Raw genomic sequence first — 17,956 nt, 5'->3', positions numbered from 1 at the left:
ACATTTGGGACTTCATTGTAAAAACAGTTAGTCACTTTTGTTCATTTTGTCTCCTCGTGCAGGTTTTTGCTGAAAGAATGAAGTATTTGGTAAATAACCTACAAAATGGGAGGAATTTGATGAAAAAGAAACTATTAACAGTAGCAGTAACGGGAGCGCTTTTGACAACAGGTGGATTGATTCCAGGAAGTGGCACCGTTTTGGCTGGACAGAACGGACCGAATGGACCGAATTACAACGGTAATGAAACCATAAAAAATGAACGCCTGCATTCTTATGAAGAGATGACTGATTTCTTACATAAGCTGGACCAGCGTTCAGAAGCCCTTGAGCTTGAAGTCTATGGACAATCCGTTAAGGGAAGAGATTTATATTTAGCGAAGTTCGGGACCATGGATGAAGACAAGCCGACTGTCCTTTTCCTCACCCAGCAGCATGGGAATGAAACGCTGACCACAGAAGGAGCGTTGGAAGTCATCAAGTATTTGACCTCTAATGGTAAGAGCGTAGAAAACATTATTGAAAATGTAAATGTTCTCATTGCTCCAAGATTGAATGTGGATGGAGCGGAAGGGGATGTGAATTTCTCCTTGGATGATTATGTTTCCGGTACGCATACCCGATACAATGCAAATGAGGTGGACTTGAACCGTGACCACGTGGACCGCAACCAGCCTGAAACGAAGGCTTTACATGAAGAAGTGCTGCAAAAATACTATCCTGATTATATGATTGACTTGCATCACCAGGGCACACAAGTGACGCTTGGCGATACGGGTGAACTCGTATCTGGATCTATTTTGTATCCTACTAATGGAGAAGTGGATGAAACTGTTCGTGAACAGTCAAAAAAATTGGGTGCTGTTGTTTATGACGCTGTTGAATCCAAAGGGTATGGTCTTCTTTCCAAGTATCCTGGTGGAACGGCACAAACGATCAGCCGTAATGGCCTGGCTGCCGAATATGGGATCTCTACCCTGCTATTCGAAATGCGAGGCATGGCCGATCACTACCGTGAAGACTATGTCCTTGGTCAAAAGAGCAATGGATATCTGATTCAGCAAGCGGTCACAGCTATGAAAGCGACACTAAATGCTTTAGCGGATGGTTCACTGGAATCGGCAGACCCATCCTTTTGGGATACACTGCCGGAAAGCAACTACGATGGAGAATAATGTGAAGGGAGCTTCCTATTTAGGAAGTTCCTTTTTTTATCCTGTAAATTAAGAGTGTGACTTTGACTTCCAGTGGGCGATCCAGGGTTCTAGTGCGCGAACCAGTCTTCCAGCGTGCGAACCGAGCCCTTCAGCGCGCGAACCAACCTTTCCAGCCACCGCTATGCCGATCATGAAAGAAATTTAATGATGAGCCGTTTATTTTCAGCAGGCAAGGGAATGGATTATCACGAACGAAAAAGTAGGTGAAGAAGGTATGCTCTTTTCTGGAACGAAATTATCAGATCTATCCATTACATCTGTATTACTTATTCTGGTTGGATTCCTTTCACTTGGAATCAGCATTTATTATTTCATTGATTTGACCAACAGCATATTGCAGAAAGAGAAGTTCGCGATCGACCAGCAGGCTTTCGATCTTGTGCGGGCGACTGCGTTTGGTGGAGCGGAGCCATTGGCCAAGGGGATTTCTAAGGCAGGATCTGTTATTTTTATGGTGATTGTTTCCTTAATTCTTGTTGTCTATTTGTTGTTCTTTTCGCCATTCAGTCGCTGGGTAGGTGTTTATTTCATTCTCGCGATGGGAGGAGTCAGTGGGCTCACGGCAGGATTGAAGTCTTTCTCTAGCCGCGACCGACCAACGTTCAAAGGCGATTATCATGGCGCGACTTCCAGTTTTCCAAGTGGTCATGCATCGGGCGCACTCGTTTTTTATGGTTTCATTATTTATCTTTTCGCCATCAGCAAACTTGAGCCTAAGTGGAAGTGGACTATCAATGTCGTTTTGGCCCTCATCGCAATCTTGATCGGAATCAGCCGTGTTTATTTAGGGGTTCATTTCTTCACAGATGTTGTTGCAGGTTATTTGTTTGGTTTAGCCTGGCTTCTTCTGTGTCTTACTGCTCTTGAAGTGACGCTATGGCATCAACGTAGGAGGCAAATGTTGTCCTAATCCCTTCTTTTTTCATGCGCTCTCTTTTTTTGAATAGATTATAGAAGAGTGAGCAAAAAGGGGGCGACCACATGGCTGTTATTAAAGCTCCAAGCAAACATATCGATATGTTGGCACGATTGCTGCGAGCAGAGGCTGTTGGAGAAGGGAAGCAGGGCATGCTGCACGTAGGTGCTGTCGCTGTAAATCGGGCTAGGGTGAATTGTTCGGATTTCAAAGGGGTGAATACCCTGCCTCAGGTCATCAACCAGCCGAAAGCATTTGAAGCGTTGCAACACGGATTGTATTACCGAAGAGCACGGGACAGTGAGAGACGTCTGGCACGGAGGAACGTAAAGGGGTACAGGAGCTGGCCGGCAAAGTACAGTTTATGGTACTTCAGGCCGGACGGAGACTGCCCGCCGACGTGGTATGGGCAGAGTCAGGTCGGAAGATACAAATCCCACTGTTTTTATGAGCCCGCCTCGGGTGAATGTGATGAAATTTACAATTCATTCTAATCATGAATAAGACTGACAGGCTGTATTTCGCCTGTCAGTTTTTTATTTTGATCCTTCTGATAAGGGAATAAGCTTTTTATGTTTCTTAGATCCTTCTGAATAAAACCAAACACAGAGGGTATGAACATATATAGATGTACATGAACTGGAGGGTCAATAATGGATAAGATGAATCGAGGGGTTATTACAGCCCTATCGGCAATTGGAATCGCACAAGCCTTAAAAATTTTCACTCATAAAAAAGTGACCGGGGAATGGGATTTGAAGCAGATTGCTACGACAGGCGGCCAACCGAGTTCCCACTCGGCTGGAGTGTCAGCGCTTGCGACATATATCGCTGCCAACAAAGGGTCGCGTCATACAGAAACCGCGCTAGCGACGATCTTCGGTGTCATCGTCATGTATGATGCTCAAGGAATTCGTAGACATACAGGAGAAATCGCTCAACTGGTGAATGACCTTGAAGATAACTTTGCTGCGATTTCTGGAGATTTTCCAAGTTCGGAATTTGTCGAGCGTGATAAAGAATTAAAAGAGCTTCTCGGTCATCAGCCAATTGAAGTGCTGGGCGGAGCTCTGTTAGGTGCCGCTCTTGGATATTTTTCTGCAAAGCTTGAAGGATAATGAAACCAATCGTGCAAAAAATAAGGCCAGGAGGTGATTCGGATGAATCAATCGAACAATCCTGGAAAAGATGTGTTTGCAAGCTCTGGAACGAATGTGAGTGATGTGAAACGCCGCAATGAACAGTCGGGGCTCTCCTACAATCAGGTTAAAGAACACCTCGCTCGCAAACCCATTCAAAAATAATGAAGCTAAATAAAGGCCTGCCCGGTGATGGGCAGGCCTCTACGTTTATCTAGGAATGAATGCCAGGCCAAGGTGTGGACAGATATCCTAAAGGAGCTACATCCAGGACCAGCTTCCTTAGCTACTGTTCTTCGGTTACATCAACCGCTGCGGTATTGTTGTTCATATAAGCAGCGGATAAGTGGTCATCTTCTTTGTTGCGTCCCTCTAGGGCTGCTTGAAGCTTCTGGTTAGCAGACCCGCGGTCTCTGCCTTTTGGGTTGTTTTTCTTTCTGCTCTCACTATTTTTACTCATTTTCATCCTCCTCCTATTGGTTCCTTCTTACTTTCTCCAAGAATCCTTCCCCTATGTCTTACTTTTCATCCTTATTGATGAATGAAACGCACCAGTTTGAAAAGACTAAGGAAAAAGCACGGATATTGCAGTGAATAACTGAATGCAATCCAAATTGGAGGAGTTCAAAATGCCAGAAAGCCCTCGTTTATCTTCATCCGAAATCGGTACGTTGTGGATGACTTATCAGCAGAAGACGATGATTCTCACGATGCTTGAATATTTCATCGAACAAGCGGACGATTCTGAAGCGAAACAAATCATGACGAATTTAAGGTCAACCATTCAACAATATGTCGGCAAAATCGAATCCATGTTTGAACAGGATGATGTACCTGTTCCTAACGGTTTTACCAAGGATGACGTGAATACAGGGGTCCCCAAGCTTTTCGATAATGGTTTTGACATTATGTTTTTGCGTTTAGTGAAAGAAATCAGCATGGGCATGCACACACTGAATTTAACGATGTCGTACCGCCCGGATGTCACGTTGCTGTATCAGGAACTGACCCAGATTACTCAAAAATGCTATGACGATTGTACGCAATTTTTATTGAGCAAAGGCTATCTTCCGAGAGCTCCTTACGTGGCGGTCCAAAAACAGGTGGAGCATGCGAAAGGGATGAATTATTTAGGGATGTTCAACCCTTTAAAAGGAAAGCGGGCATTAAATACCGTTGAAATTGCTCACATCCACCATTCCATTGAGTCAAATATTACGGGAATGCAGATGATTTATGGATTCGCTCAAAGCGCTACCCATAAAGATGCCAGCGATTATTTTTATAAGGGAGGAGAACTAGCGAAAGGCCTGATCAAGGAAATGAGTGAAGTCTTCTTGCAAAACGACATACAAATCCCATCAACTGCCGGGGGGAATATCACGAGTTCCAAAATTCCGCCGTTTTCGGATAAGATCATGATGTATTGTGTCAGTCTGTTTTGCAGTTTTTCGCTGGGGGGGAATTCTTTAGGAACGGCGTTCAGTTTACGGAATGATTTACCTACGAAATTAACTGTCTTTATGAAAGATATATTCGAGTACGCCCATGAAGGCGCTAAAATCATGATTAAGCATGGGTGGATGGAAGAACCGCCACAAACCATTAAACATTGATGGAGTGGAAAACCTGGCGAGGGGTCGTCAGGTTTTTTTATTGACATCGTCCCCTTTATCCGTTAACATCGTAAAAGTCAATAAAACATATCAATTTACTTGGTTTTAAGGAGGATTTTAAAATGAAAAAGTTCGTTTTGCTTTTATCCATAGGTTTTATAGCGATGGTGCTGGCCGCTTGCGGAAGCAGTGAGGAAGACGGTCAGGCTTCTTCTGGTGAAGAAAATGAGTCCGAATCTTCTGAGCAGACCTTGCTTGAACAGATCAAAGAAAGTGGAGAATTGGTGATTGGTACAGAAGGGACGTATCGTCCATACACCTTCCACGATGAAAATGATGAACTGACTGGTTTTGACGTAGAGATTGCGCGTGAGGTAGCCGACCGCCTTGGGGTCAAACCTGTATTTAACGAAACGAAGTGGGATTCCATGTTTGCTGGCCTTAATGCTGAACGTTTCGATATGGTTGCGAATCAGGTTGGGATTACGGAAGAACGTCAGGAAGAGTATTCTTTCTCTGATCCTTATATTCAATCTTCCGCAGTGGTTGTGACTCATAAAGATAACGAGTCCATTCAAAGCTTTGAAGATCTAGAAGGTGTCAATGCTGCCCAATCCATGACTAGTAACTATGCAGACATTGCCCGTGAAAATGGAGCAGAAATTACAAGTGTGGAAGGATTCAATGAGTCCATGCAGCTTCTTGCTACAAAACGAGTGGAAGCGACAGTCAACGACCGTTTGTCTGTGCTTGATTATTTGAACAACCGTGAGGATGCCCCTGTAAAAATCGCAGCCCGTCAAGATGATGCTTCTCAAAGTGGCCTGCTATTCCGTCAAGGCAATGAAGATCTTGTAAAAGCCGTCAATGAAGCCCTTCAAGAAATGAAAGACGACGGCACATACCTTGAGATTTCCGAGAAATGGTTTGGTGAAGATGTATCTAAGTAACATCTTTACAGACCCTGAAATGGAAAAGTATATCGATATTATTGTGAGCTCTTTTCTCCCTTTGGTGAAAGGGGCTTTCTACTATACCATTCCACTGACGCTGATTACATTTGCCATCGGATTAGTTTTGGCTGTCATTACTGCGCTGATGAGGCTTTCAAACATGAAAGTGCTCCAGTGGATGGCGCGTGCCTATGTGTCAATCATTCGCGGGACACCTTTACTTGTGCAATTATTCATCATCTTTTTCGGGCTTCCTTCAGTGGGAGTGACCATTAACCCGTTGTATTCTGCCATCATCGGTTTTTCCTTGAATATGGGAGCTTACAATTCTGAGATTATTCGTGCGGCCATTTTGTCGATACCTAAAGGGCAGTGGGAAGCTTCTCACTCGATTGGAATGACAAATCTTCAGGCCCTGCGACGTGTCGTTCTGCCCCAAGCAACGAGAGTATCGATTCCGCCATTGTCGAACTCGTTTATCGGCTTAATCAAAGATACCTCGTTGGCATCGACGATTACGTACACAGAAATGTTCCGAAAAGCACAGGAAATCGCAGCAACAAACTATCATTTTCTACTCGTTTATACCGAAGCAGCCGTGATCTACTGGATCATTTGTATCGGGCTTTCTTTTGTACAGGATCGTGTAGAGAACAGGTTGGATCAATATGTCGCAAAATAGGAGGCAGCTATGATTACCGTCAAGGACCTCAACAAATCTTTTGGAGATTTGCACGTACTGAAGAATATCAATATGGATGTCGACCGCGGAGAAGTGGTGGTTGTCATCGGACCCTCAGGTTCTGGGAAAACGACGCTGCTCCGTTCTTTGAACATTCTGGAGACACCGGAAGAAGGAGAGATCACGATTGGAAAGCAGTCGATGGATTTTTCTAAGCCCTCGAAGAAAAAACAGGTCGTCGAATTCAGAAAACAAACCGGGATGGTCTTTCAGAACCATAACCTTTTCCCACATTTCACCGCACTCGAAAATGTGATGGAAGGGCCTGTGACTGTTCAAAAGGTATCTAAAGCGAAAGCGCGCGAACGGGCGACGGAGATCTTAACGAAGGTCGGACTTGGTGAGAAGCTTGATGCTTATCCGCATCAACTCTCTGGCGGTCAGCAACAGCGTGTGGGCATTGCTCGTGCACTGGCTACTGGAGTGGAAGTCATTCTATTTGATGAGCCGACCTCGGCTCTTGATCCTGAGCTTGTCGGTGATGTTCTTGATGTCATGAAAGAGCTCGCGCAAGAAGGAATGACCATGGTTGTCGTTACCCATGAAATGAGCTTTGCGGAAGAAGTGGCCGACCGGGTCATCTTTATGGACCGAGGGAAAGTTGTCGAACAGGGGACCCCGGAGCAAATTTTCCAACAGACGAAAGAACCCCGTACGCAGCAGTTCTTGAACCGGATACGAAAGTAAAGTCAGGCGATTCTGCCTGGCTTTTTTTTATGTGCCGAGTCAGGGCATCACTTTTCAGCATTAGGTCGTTATTGGTAATAGAAATAGGGCGTTATGGTTGATCGTTAAGTCGCTACTTCCAGGAGCTAGGGTTTTATTACCAAGAGTCAGGTCGTTACAGGACATAGATTTGTTTGAATATTCTTTACTTCCCAGCCATAAACTCATAAACTGTGAGTGAGCAAGTATTTTCCATTACATACGTTGGAGGAAATGCTATGAAAACTTTAGAGCGTGTGAGCATTGTAGAGTATGAAGACAAGTATGCAGCATCCGTTGCGAAAATGTGGAATGAGAGCCGTGATAACTGGGGCGGTGATGCTGTTGTAACGACGGCTGAGGACGTCATAGAAAAGGAAGCGAAATCTACAAACCTTCATTTGTTCCTTGCTGTAGTAGAGGGTGAAGTTGTCGGGTATTGTGGACTTTCGGAATATAAAGAAGATACAGGTGCCCTTTATATCCCCTTGTTAAATGTGCATCCAGGGTATCAAGGGTTGAAGATTGGGAAGAGATTGCTGCTTCAAGCCATAGATAAGACGGTCGAATATGGTTGGCCACGGCTTGATCTTTTTACGTGGCCGGGAAATACGAAAGCGGTACCGCTTTATAAAAAATGCGGCTTCTTTTGGGAGGACCGGGATGATGCGACTCACCTCATGAACTTCATGCCGCAAGTCCTGCAAATCGAAGCATTGAAACCATTTTTTGAGAAGCATGACTGGTACTCGACGAGCGTACGCCCTTTGGAAATCAAGCCTGATGGAACGAGGGATAGAGGGTTCACCTTTTATGAATATCGGTGGGAAGACGGAGAGGAGTTTGTGAGGGTCCAGTTTGAACGCACCGGTCGTGGCGTCACGCTCATTGAAACGAATGACTGGCGGGTAGAAATGGATGTGCCTGATTTTAAGCTATTAGAAAATAAAGATTACCCTGTGACCTATCGGGTGGAGAACTATACGAGCGAACCACTGGAAATGTCTTTGTTTGGGAAGACTTCAACCCTTGTAAGAGAAAATTTGGATGAAGAGGCCATTGTGAAGTCTCATTGGAGTACTTCATCCAGTGTCCAAGTTCAAGTCCCGGACCAAGAACCAAGCCCATGGAAAACCCACCCCGTCATCGGAGCGGACCTCATGATCAATGGCGAACGCATCCCATTGAGAACGGGCGTTTTTCCTCTCCAGGCAGGGAAGGTGGATGTTCGTACGGTTCAGAGACATTGGCGTCCGAAACAAAAAGGAACGCTCTATTTGGATGTGGAAAGCCGTATGGAAGCAAGAGCTGTTTTGACGATCAAGTTGCCTCATCAAAAAGTCCTCCAATGGGCGGATTCATCGGTGAATGTCGAGGTAGAAGGCAAGGGGCGCACGACTATACCGGTATCTGTGGAATTGTTGAAGAATGGCTTTTTGAATGAGGTAGTGGAAGTGGATGGACGTACAGAGGATGGCCATGCTTTTTCCTTCCGTACAAAGATCGGGCTTGCATTCCCGGGGTTCGGCGGGAAATTCGGAGGAGATACCGACACGGACTGGTACGGTTATAACGGTCCGTATTTTGTGAAGGTTGAAAAAAGAAACCAGATGGTGTCTGTAGGATCAGTCAGGTCGAAAGAAGATCCGCTCCTCCTTTTGACTCCAAAGATTGGTCACCCTTTCAGTGAAGAGTTTTCTAAAAAGATGGCAACGGCAGTTGAGTATATCGAACTGGCTGAAGCTTTTGTAATGAAAACATCTCTTGAGTCTGAGTCCTTTCCGGGAATTTTGCTGAACAGTTACTACAAAATCTATGGCGACGGGCTGGTCGAAATCCATCACGAGCTGATCAATAACGGGGAGAAGGATTACGAAAACCTTCATTTGCTGCAACCTGTTTTTCCGAAGTACAAAGCTCTGGCCCTTCCGGAAAGAGACGGCGTGGTCATTGGCACGGAAGCATTGATCCCTTACACGGAGTATTTACGAGAGAAAGACCTTTCTGAACGATGGCTTTATACAACGAACCGAGCGGGGGATACATTCGGAATCGCCTGGCCTGAAGAGGCAACTGGAAGAAAAGATGATTGGCGATTTGCTTTTGAGTACAAACTTGACCGGCTTTCTTCAGGGAGTAAAAACTGTCATGGACCAATCCAAATCGGTGTGAATGTTGCTTCTCACTGGTCGGAGTGGCGGGAGCTGATTATAGGGGAAGGAGAGTTCCTTCCGGAAAAGCCTGTGTTTGAGATGGTACCGAAAGAAGGGCTTGTTTCAAAAGCAGGACAAGAAGTGACACATTCCTTCCGTTCTTTACTGACTCCTTATTTGTATGGGGAGTTGACCGTTGAAAATGACGGGAATTCCTATAGGAAAGAAGCGAAACGGGAGGACGGTGTGACCGCGATCGATGTACCGATCATCCATGAGCGACCAGGATTCGCTGCTTTGTTCGGCACCTTCCGTTCTGAAGGAAGAAACGCTGATTTCTTATCTTATCAGCTTGTCCAAGGAGATCAGAAGGTGAATGTCAGCCAAAAAGAGGATCGATGGATGGTCGATAACGGAACACTGACGTTTACAGCCTCTACTTCTTATTTTCCTGGGTTCTATTCTCTATTTCATCAAGGGCGCGAATTCTTACATCACCAATATCCAGAGGCAGGTCCGAGGAGCTGGTGGAATCCATGGGGCGGAGGGCTGCGTTATGTCCTGGACGGTGTGAGTCCTTTTTCGATGATGAAAGAAGAAACGAAAGTGGAATCCATCACGAAGGAAGATCAGGACGGTAATGACTGGACGGGTATTTGCATGGCTACAACCTTCCATGAACATGAAAAGATGAAAGGCTTGACCTTGAAACAATACGCTTTGACATTGCCTGAAGTTCCAGTGGTAGCGGTCTATGCAGAAATTGAGCAGGGGGCTCCTCGTACCTTTGCTGCTGAGAACATAACGCTGGAAGCCTTTTTGAAACCGGATGAAAACCTATCCTCATGCTTTGCTCGGGTTCCGACAGAAGGGGTTTTCCATACGTATTATGCTGGAGTGGAAGAGTATGAGCTGGAATCCGGCCCTTCTGTTGTCATTGGTTCGGATGAAAGAAGTGATCACCTGATGATGGTTCACCCCGAGACGCGGAAGCTTTCAGAAATGTATATGAATCAGGACGTTTTTCTCGCCGCATCTGTTCATGAATGGTCCGCTTCCTCACAAAAGGTAGCGGTTGTTGAGCCCACATTCTTTATCATCGGTGAACATGAGGAACCGTGGAAGCATCATCCTTTCCACCGGATTTCTTTCAAGGGGAAGTAGTAAAATGAAAATCATTGATGCCCATATCCACTTCTCCAGTATCCAAAGTTTCAAAGATACGGGACAGGACTTGTCCCGTGTCGTTTATACAAAAGAAGGGCTGCAGAAAGAGATGGATGATGGTGACGTTGCTTTTGCCATTGGAATGGGTGTGACCGAAGGCAGCGAAGGCTTTCCAGATCGCCACGTACAGACTCCCATGGGGCTTGATCTGGATGAAATTCAACTACCAAGAGTAGGCGTTTGTCCGGGCATTAACCCTTTCTGCTTGGGTCAGGATGCACTGGATCGATTAGAAACAGAACTTCGAAAGCCTGAGACCGTTGGTGTGAAAATCTATCTTGGTTACTATCCTTTCTACGCCTATGATGACATCTATCAGCCAGTCTATGATCTTGCAGCTGCCTACGAGGTTCCAGTTGTTTTTCACACCGGAGATACGTATTCGGAACGTGGGTTGTTAAAGTACTCCCATCCGCTGACATTGGACGAAGTCGCAGTTGCGAGGAGGGACGTCAACTTCGTCATGGCGCACCTAGGGGACCCTTGGGTGCTGACAGGCGCGGAAGTCGTTTATAAAAACAGAAACATGTTTGCTGACTTGTCCGGATGGCTCGTCGGAACGAAAAAAGAACTGGATGCAAGGCTCGTTGACAATCACTTCGACCATGTCCGCCATGCGTTGACCTATTGCGATCATTACGAGAAGTTGCTCTTTGGTTCTGATTGGCCGCTCGTCCCAATCAAGGATTACGCCGACTTTATCGGTGACTTTATTCCTTCGAAGCATGTGGAGGGTGTTTTTTATGAAAATGCCTGCCGTGTTTTTCAAAAGATAGAAAAGCTTGTATAAGGGCGGACCTTTTCTGGGTGTGCAAGGAATGAGGAAAAGCTTTGGGTGACTAATAATGGAGGAAGGGAGGTCGTTTTCTAAGAGACCTTTTTCAGTAACTTTCCAAATTATGTTTTGTACACAGCGTCTTAGTCTTTTTCTAATAGGAAATGAATCTGCTCTTTTATAACGGCTGTTTTTCTCACAGAACTACTTCCTCCTTAATATCTTGTGGATCATGAACTTTTCATTAATGAGAAAAACACCTCCAAGTGAAAGAAGTTTGGTTGACTTCCATTTTAAAGGTGTTTCTTTAATAAGCCTCGTGAATTCGTTCAGTCGATCCCATCGATAAGACGTCGTCCATTGAAGGAGGGGGAAGTTAACCTTTATCTTCGGTTTCAATCTTGGGTGATAAACAATTTTCAAACGGTTAAAAATCGCTGCAATCATGGTCTGAAGTATATTGGATCGTACAATATTCAAGGTCAAAGATGACTTCTCCCACGCAAAGTCCTTTATCTGTAGTTTCTGAGGCATGCTTAAAGCAGGAGATATCAAGCGAACTTAAGCCTTCGACAAAGAGAGAAACGGATGAGCCGGGATTCACCGTAGCTACTCCTGCTGTACCACAGCTGTCCGTCAAGCACACTTTCATGGAACAATTGCTGGTTAGGTTAGATGTATTCTTTACAACAATTAAGCCGCTAAAGTCCAAATTGGCCCTGCTGGTAAAATAATTATATTTACAACAATCACAGGGTTGTGAAATCGGTGCACAATGTTTAAAGCATTTGATTTCCTCTTTTTTTTTGCAGAAATCAAAACCTTTCACTTTATCGGGGCAGGGCTTATGACATGGTTCACAATAACATCCACAAAACTCTTCACTTTCACACTCATCATCATAATAATCATGGTCACAGTCTTCTTTATCATGAAATTTAAAAACGCGTTGGGATATTCCATCTGCTTCCACTCGATTAGTGAACACTCTGGAGGGATCATTCTTTTTTTGGCATATATCGCATTGTTTGAACCCCTTATATCCATAAGAATCTTTTTTGGACATACAAATGCCTCCTACCTAAATCTCATCATAGCTAATATCAGGATATGTAGTATGCTCAGGAGGGCAAAGGCGGATGACTCAGTACAAACGCCCATTTCTTAGGTGTTTGTACTATTGCGCCCATTAACAAACAAAAAATCCCAGTCAGGCGACAGGGATTTTCGGGTGTTTTTTTTGCTTATAAACAGGTTTTGGTAGCACAGTATTCCAAATCAAAGATAATTTCTCCATCACAAGTTGGTGATACAAGAAGCTCTTCCTCACTCGGGTTACAAGCAATATCCAGAGAAACCAATCCTTCTACAAATATTGGAATTGAGGCACCTGGATTTACTGTGGCAACTTCACTACCCATTCCAACTCTGTCTGTAACTTCAACAACCATAGAGCAGCCGCCTGTATTCTTTACAACCACTAATCCACTGAAATTAAAGTTTGTTCGGTTAGTGAAATAGTTGAAAAATTCCAACTCAGCATCAGTAGTACCGCATGGCTGTGAAATGGGTTGACATTGCTTGAAGCACCTTAATTCATTTCTCTTATTACACAAATTAAACCCTTTTACTTTATCAGGACATCTGTCGTCAAATAAATCTTTAGTAGGCATTTTACATTTATCATACTGATGGTGTTTCATACCTTCCTTATCTTCCTTTCTATTTGTGCAAGAGCATTTGCCCATGCAATCATAATGCTTCCCTTCCTGATAATTAATCACCTTATTTTCCCCCTCAAAAAAGCTTTTTCCTTATTAATCTATGCTTTTCACAGTCGACAGTACAGGCTGATTAACCAATACAAACATCCAATTGTCTTGTTTTTTGAGATGTTTCTATACTGGCGGTATTGTTTGGCTGACTACGGTAAACGCACTTATAGCACATAGAGAGAATACACAGATCTCAGTTGGATTGACGAGGTCGTCTACAAGATAGGCCAGGCAGTCCTTAATATTTAATACATAGAGTGGAAGTGCTTCGGTCTGCCCCTTCAAAAATACATCAAGTAACAGTCCGTAACTCGCCGTGCACTCTAGTTCATTTCCAATACCTGCAGCACAGCAAGGGCAGTCACATGCTTTCTTCTTCTTTTTACAATTTTCTTTATCTTCCTTCTCCACTTCGTTTGCTTGTCTTAGCAGAAATTCAAAAACATTGGATATCTCCGGAGTTTCATCCGTATTTGTTGCACAAATTCCGGCTACATCACATAATTGAACAGCTGTATTAGGAGCGATTGTGGGTTGTGTAGCTGGCCTGAACCTTAAAACAGAACAATCTACGACTTGGTTGATGACCTGATTAAGCGTTGGATTATCTAAGCCATTAACAGTGGTAAAATAAATATCGATGTCTTTATCTTCCGGGGGTGTGATGGTGGATTGAAATTCTTGGACATCTCTTAATAAATCAGCAAGATTCCGAACACAGCAATCACAATCTTTGCCACAGACCTCATGTTTGTCATCCATGAATCCATCCCTCCGATAACCATGTTTCTTTTTTTTACGCTCCTCAAATAAGTCCTCCAAAAAAACAATCGTAGGTTTACAATCTCCGCACTTAACATCCATAGTAACACCGTCTACATCCACATCGGTTGGAGTTGAAATAGACTGATCATTCTCCATGGATTGATCACCGTGTCGTTGTGATTGTAATTGGTCCCCTTGAGTTTGGTCTTGATCTTCTGTTTGTTCCTGGTCTTGATCTTGGATTTGAAATTCGTTTTGTTCTTGATCTTGATCCTGAATCTGGATTTCATTTTGTTCTTGCATTTGGGGGCCTTGTGTTTGGTCACCTTGTTCTTGCGTTTGGTCACCCTGAGTTTGACCTTCTTGTGTTTGCTCTTGCTCTTGATCTTGAAGTTGACCTTGATCTTGGTCCTGGATTTGAGGCCCTTGTTCCTGTTCAGGCCCTTCTTGTTCCTGCTCCTGATTTTGCTTCTGGTCCCCAATCTTTTGACATTGAGGGCTTTGATCAGTAAAGGATTTATCTGGATGTTCTTCTAGTTCCTGATGACACGTACAAAATTGTTCTTGGTTAAAGCAATTCTTGCATTTTCCATAGCCGTCGTGATTGGTATAACTCATAACCTATCACCACCTTTCGATGTATCATATGAAAACGGTAGGTAGATTGTATGGACAAATAGACTACTTTTACTATAAGAACTGATTTTATATTTAAGATTATCAATATGTTATAAACCAGAATCTAAATGCTTCTTTTGTTACTGAGCCCTTTAAACTCCATTTCATAACCACAAAAAATAGCATTGAGATTTCTTTTGTCTATGGGGGCGTTCTTTTTATTTAACTAAGATTCAGTTCTCCTGTCATATCATTATTAATATTATGAAGACGATGATAAATGGAAGAAGTAGATCTGAAGTTGGATGAGATGAAAAGTTCTTAGATTTCGTGGGCAGATTCAGATCATAGGGTATCGCTCTTAAATGAGAGGACTTCATAGGTAGCGATGTTGAACTCACGGGTTTTGATTTATCTATCGCTAGGTGTAATTCCTAGTTAATCAGCACTCCAAATTCACTAAAACTAACTATTCGTAGTAAGCTGTTTCTCTAATTTCAATATAAAATGTGTAATTTTGGACAACTACACAATCCTCATTTCTAAATAATGAATAAGTATATACTAATTAATACAACAAATATCGTAGAAGGCGGGATGAGCCCATCTATAAATAATTGCTGCCCGTTTGTCTGGGAGTTTAAGAATAAAGGAGGGTGAAAAATGAAAAACGAAAAAAATAGCTCTTTTACGTTCAATGCAAGTGTGACAAGAAATAATTCCACTGAAAAAATCACGATGAATAATGAGGATCTAGATAGCGAGACAATTGAATCAATTAAAGCGGCCATAGATGAAATGAATGCAAGTTTGAAAGCAACGAAAGGAAATTTTAAAGATTTATTAAAGAATAGTATAAAGAATCAGAAAGATATCATTAAAGGATCTGCTAAAAACATTAGCCGTACCATACAAGAAGCTAAACAAAAAGATCAGCAAACGCAGGATGAAGCAGAAGATGAAGAAAAGTAAATTCTATAATGAATAATAAAAAATAAACTTTTCACGATATTGAAAAAGCCCCTGTCCCAGGGGTTTTTTGTTTATATTATATTTCGTTACATTACTAATCGTTATATTTTGTGTAGTGTCTTCTGCTTTAATGACATTTCAATTCAGTATCATATAACAGGATCAATTAGGTTGTAACATGTTGGATGTACGGAGAGAAGAAAATGATTAACTGCGCCTATGAGAAAGAGAACAGGGGAACACTTATGATATGGTAGAGGCAACGACTCAAGCAATAAAGGAGATTTTTATGGATAAACAAAAAGGATGGAATTTGCATCAGAGTTATACAAAGCTCCCGGACTCTTTTTATACAAAAACAGCCCCTTCTGAAGTTGAAAATCCTGAACTCGTTTTCTTTAACAAGTCGCTCGCAGAGGAATTAGGCTTGAGTACAACACCGAACCCAGCTGTATTTTCCGGCAATGAAACACCTGATGGAGCTGAACCCATCGCACAGGCATATGCCGGCCATCAGTTTGGCCATTTCACAATGCTTGGCGACGGAAGAGCTGTATTGCTTGGTGAACAGATCACGTCAGAAAATAAGCGCTATGATATCCAATTGAAAGGATCAGGACGTACTCCTTTTTCCCGTGGCGGTGACGGACGGGCAACGCTCGGTCCCATGCTCAGGGAATACATCATCAGTGAAGCGATGCACGGATTGGGGATCCCGACAAACCGAAGTCTCGCCGTTGCGACGACCGGAGAGTATGTCCAGAGGGAAGACCTTCTTCCGGGTGCCGTTCTGACCAGGGTCGCTTCCAGTCATTTACGTATTGGAACATTTCAATATGCGGCAGGCCTCCAAGATCACGAACAACTGAAGGCCCTTGCTGATTATGCAATTGAACGTCATGATCCTGATATCTTTGATGCTGAGAATCCCTATTTGGCCTTTTTTGAAAAAGTAATCGAACGGCAGGCCTACTTGATTGCTCAGTGGCAGCTCGTCGGTTTTATTCACGGCGTGATGAATACAGATAATATGACGATCAGTGGAGAGACCATCGACTACGGCCCGTGTGCATTTATGGACACCTACAATCCCAAAACGGTTTTCAGTTCCATTGATCGACAAGGACGCTACGCTTATTTGAACCAACCCCCGATTGGAGCTTGGAATCTGGCTCGTTTTGCAGAAACCCTTCTACCTCTTTTCCACGAGAATCAGGAGAAAGCCGTGGAATTGGCGCAGGAGGCCCATGCCAACTATGAAAAGCTCTATCACACGTACTGGCTAAACGGAATGCGGGCAAAACTGGGAATGACGACAAAAGAAGCTCAGGATCAACCTTTGATTGAAGATTTACTGGAGATCATGGAAAAGAACGAAGCGGACTATACGAACACCTTCCGTGCCCTGACCCTCGGTCGTCTGAATGAAACATCCTTGTATGGAAAACCGGCGTTTACCAACTGGTACAAGCAGTGGCAGGCGCGTTTGGAGCGTCAGGAGAGCAGGGGAGCGGATGTCCAAGCGATAATGGAAAAATCGAACCCTTCTATTATCCCGAGGAACCATCGTGTGGAAGAAGCGCTTGAAGCCGCGGTGGAAAAGGGAGATTTTAGTGTCGTAAAACAACTGCTTTCTGTATTGGCAGATCCTTACGCTTATACGGAAGGTCAGGAAGCTTATGCAGAGCTACCAAAACCATCCGATCAACCTTACCGGACCTTTTGCGGGACTTGAGCGAATGATGTGCTGAAAAGGTGAATGTGCCTTAACGCAAGCTCAAAGTGACGTATCGTGAATGAATGATTAACAACGCCCTAACAAAAAACGGCCAGGGTTCAGCCCTGGCCCATTAGATCTCGTCTAACTTTTTCAGTTCTTCAAACAGCCCATCATAATAGTTTCGTTCAAAAACGAGGACAGTTTCGACCTTATGCTCCATGAAAAATAAGCTGATTCCGTGTTCAAGGGAAATCACGGTTTCGTTCAAGTCGACAAAATCCGGATCCAGTTTCTTGAGGAGTTTCTTCGCTTTTCTCTCCCTCATATGGAGGAATGAAATCCCCTGGTAGGTAACGGAAGCAGGATCTGTACATTCATAGGCGTTGTTTGTATCTTCATCTTTTTTGTAATAGGCAAAGATCCCTGATTTTACGTAGTGATCAGAAGTGGGCTCATCAGGGTCACGAAGAAATTCCTGAGGTGTTTCCCCTATCGTTTTTCTAACTTCCTCTTTCCTCATGTTAAGCTTTAGCTGTCCTACAGATGTATAGGGTATGATTTCCATAACTGCGACTTCCTTTCGGTTACTCTCTAGAAAATTTTAGCATAGCTAGGGGAGTTATGTTCTGGTAATCTATGGCCAGAGCTTTTGACAGAGGACTT

Annotated in this window: 18 protein-coding genes; 13 read left to right on the top strand and 5 right to left on the bottom strand. The window is 43.6% G+C overall.

Going from position 1 to position 17,956, the window contains the following annotated elements; translation table 11 throughout:
- Nucleotides 1-119: 119 nt before the first annotated feature.
- From HFA01_RS09585 to HFA01_RS18905, 5 genes are all read left to right on the top strand, one after another.
- Nucleotides 120-1,175 carry a M14 family zinc carboxypeptidase gene (locus HFA01_RS09585; RefSeq protein ID WP_146815620.1) on the top strand — a complete coding sequence of 352 codons (1,056 nt, stop codon included), beginning with the start codon at nucleotides 120-122 and terminating at the stop codon, nucleotides 1,173-1,175.
- A gap of 256 nt (nucleotides 1,176-1,431) precedes the next feature.
- Nucleotides 1,432-2,127, top strand: a complete 696-nt coding sequence (locus tag HFA01_RS09580) for a phosphatase PAP2 family protein (RefSeq protein WP_146815618.1) — start codon at nucleotides 1,432-1,434, stop codon at nucleotides 2,125-2,127.
- A 71-nt stretch (nucleotides 2,128-2,198) separates the two neighbouring features.
- Nucleotides 2,199-2,627, top strand: a complete 429-nt coding sequence (locus HFA01_RS09575; protein WP_146815616.1) for a cell wall hydrolase — start codon at nucleotides 2,199-2,201, stop codon at nucleotides 2,625-2,627.
- A 159-nt stretch (nucleotides 2,628-2,786) separates the two neighbouring features.
- Nucleotides 2,787-3,251 (top strand): divergent PAP2 family protein, encoded by a 465-nt coding sequence (locus HFA01_RS09570; RefSeq protein ID WP_146815614.1) that lies wholly within the window; start codon nucleotides 2,787-2,789, stop codon nucleotides 3,249-3,251.
- Between the two features lie 42 nt (nucleotides 3,252-3,293).
- Nucleotides 3,294-3,437: a hypothetical protein gene (locus tag HFA01_RS18905; protein WP_167506218.1), complete on the top strand. Its 144-nt coding sequence runs from the start codon at nucleotides 3,294-3,296 to the stop codon at nucleotides 3,435-3,437.
- 121 nt (nucleotides 3,438-3,558) lie between these two features.
- Here HFA01_RS18905 and HFA01_RS18900 read toward each other — a convergent pair whose 3' ends face one another.
- Nucleotides 3,559-3,732: a hypothetical protein gene (locus HFA01_RS18900; protein WP_167506217.1), complete on the bottom strand. Its 174-nt coding sequence runs from the start codon at nucleotides 3,730-3,732 to the stop codon at nucleotides 3,559-3,561.
- Nucleotides 3,733-3,901: 169 nt separating this feature from the next.
- On the opposite strand from HFA01_RS18900, the gene HFA01_RS09565 reads away from it, so the two are divergent.
- From HFA01_RS09565 to HFA01_RS09540, 6 genes are all read left to right on the top strand, one after another.
- Nucleotides 3,902-4,888 (top strand): DUF3231 family protein, encoded by a 987-nt coding sequence (locus tag HFA01_RS09565; protein ID WP_146815611.1) that lies wholly within the window; start codon nucleotides 3,902-3,904, stop codon nucleotides 4,886-4,888.
- A 122-nt stretch (nucleotides 4,889-5,010) separates the two neighbouring features.
- Nucleotides 5,011-5,838: an amino acid ABC transporter substrate-binding protein gene (locus HFA01_RS09560; protein WP_146815609.1), complete on the top strand. Its 828-nt coding sequence runs from the start codon at nucleotides 5,011-5,013 to the stop codon at nucleotides 5,836-5,838.
- The gene (locus tag HFA01_RS09555; protein ID WP_146815607.1) at nucleotides 5,825-6,523 is read left to right on the top strand and encodes an amino acid ABC transporter permease; all 699 of its coding nucleotides are present in this window, start codon (nucleotides 5,825-5,827) and stop codon (nucleotides 6,521-6,523) included. The genes HFA01_RS09560 and HFA01_RS09555 overlap by 14 nt, the downstream gene beginning before the upstream one ends.
- A gap of 9 nt (nucleotides 6,524-6,532) precedes the next feature.
- Nucleotides 6,533-7,270: an amino acid ABC transporter ATP-binding protein gene (locus HFA01_RS09550; RefSeq protein WP_146815605.1), complete on the top strand. Its 738-nt coding sequence runs from the start codon at nucleotides 6,533-6,535 to the stop codon at nucleotides 7,268-7,270.
- A gap of 257 nt (nucleotides 7,271-7,527) precedes the next feature.
- Nucleotides 7,528-10,605: a GNAT family N-acetyltransferase gene (locus HFA01_RS09545; protein ID WP_146815603.1), complete on the top strand. Its 3,078-nt coding sequence runs from the start codon at nucleotides 7,528-7,530 to the stop codon at nucleotides 10,603-10,605.
- 4 nt (nucleotides 10,606-10,609) lie between these two features.
- Entirely contained in the window at nucleotides 10,610-11,458 is an 849-nt protein-coding gene (locus tag HFA01_RS09540) for an amidohydrolase family protein (protein WP_146815601.1), read from the top strand.
- Between the two features lie 412 nt (nucleotides 11,459-11,870).
- Here HFA01_RS09540 and HFA01_RS09535 read toward each other — a convergent pair whose 3' ends face one another.
- From HFA01_RS09535 to HFA01_RS09525, 3 genes are all read right to left on the bottom strand, one after another.
- The gene (locus tag HFA01_RS09535; RefSeq protein ID WP_146815599.1) at nucleotides 11,871-12,509 is read right to left on the bottom strand and encodes an S-Ena type endospore appendage; all 639 of its coding nucleotides are present in this window, start codon (nucleotides 12,507-12,509) and stop codon (nucleotides 11,871-11,873) included.
- A 178-nt stretch (nucleotides 12,510-12,687) separates the two neighbouring features.
- Nucleotides 12,688-13,227, bottom strand: coding sequence for an S-Ena type endospore appendage (locus tag HFA01_RS09530; protein ID WP_146815597.1), 540 nt, complete (start codon nucleotides 13,225-13,227; stop codon nucleotides 12,688-12,690).
- A gap of 114 nt (nucleotides 13,228-13,341) precedes the next feature.
- Entirely contained in the window at nucleotides 13,342-14,601 is a 1,260-nt protein-coding gene (locus HFA01_RS09525) for a hypothetical protein (RefSeq protein ID WP_146815595.1), read from the bottom strand.
- A 663-nt stretch (nucleotides 14,602-15,264) separates the two neighbouring features.
- Between HFA01_RS09525 and HFA01_RS09520 the strand changes: the two genes are divergently transcribed.
- Both HFA01_RS09520 and HFA01_RS09515 read left to right on the top strand, forming a co-directional pair.
- Nucleotides 15,265-15,573 carry a hypothetical protein gene (locus HFA01_RS09520; protein ID WP_146815593.1) on the top strand — a complete coding sequence of 103 codons (309 nt, stop codon included), beginning with the start codon at nucleotides 15,265-15,267 and terminating at the stop codon, nucleotides 15,571-15,573.
- 289 nt (nucleotides 15,574-15,862) lie between these two features.
- Complete coding sequence (locus HFA01_RS09515; protein ID WP_146815591.1) at nucleotides 15,863-17,308, top strand: protein adenylyltransferase SelO; 1,446 nt, start codon at nucleotides 15,863-15,865, stop codon at nucleotides 17,306-17,308.
- A gap of 115 nt (nucleotides 17,309-17,423) precedes the next feature.
- On the opposite strand, the gene HFA01_RS09510 is transcribed toward HFA01_RS09515, so the two are convergent.
- Nucleotides 17,424-17,858, bottom strand: coding sequence for a hypothetical protein (locus HFA01_RS09510; RefSeq protein WP_146815589.1), 435 nt, complete (start codon nucleotides 17,856-17,858; stop codon nucleotides 17,424-17,426).
- Nucleotides 17,859-17,956 lie beyond the last annotated feature (98 nt).

Source organism: Halobacillus faecis, assembly GCF_007991335.1.
In the GTDB taxonomy this organism is placed as follows: Bacteria; Bacillota; Bacilli; order Bacillales; family Halobacillaceae; genus Halobacillus; species Halobacillus faecis.
The sequence above is the reverse complement of the archived record's forward strand: the minus strand, read 5'-3'. Positions and strand labels throughout refer to the sequence as shown.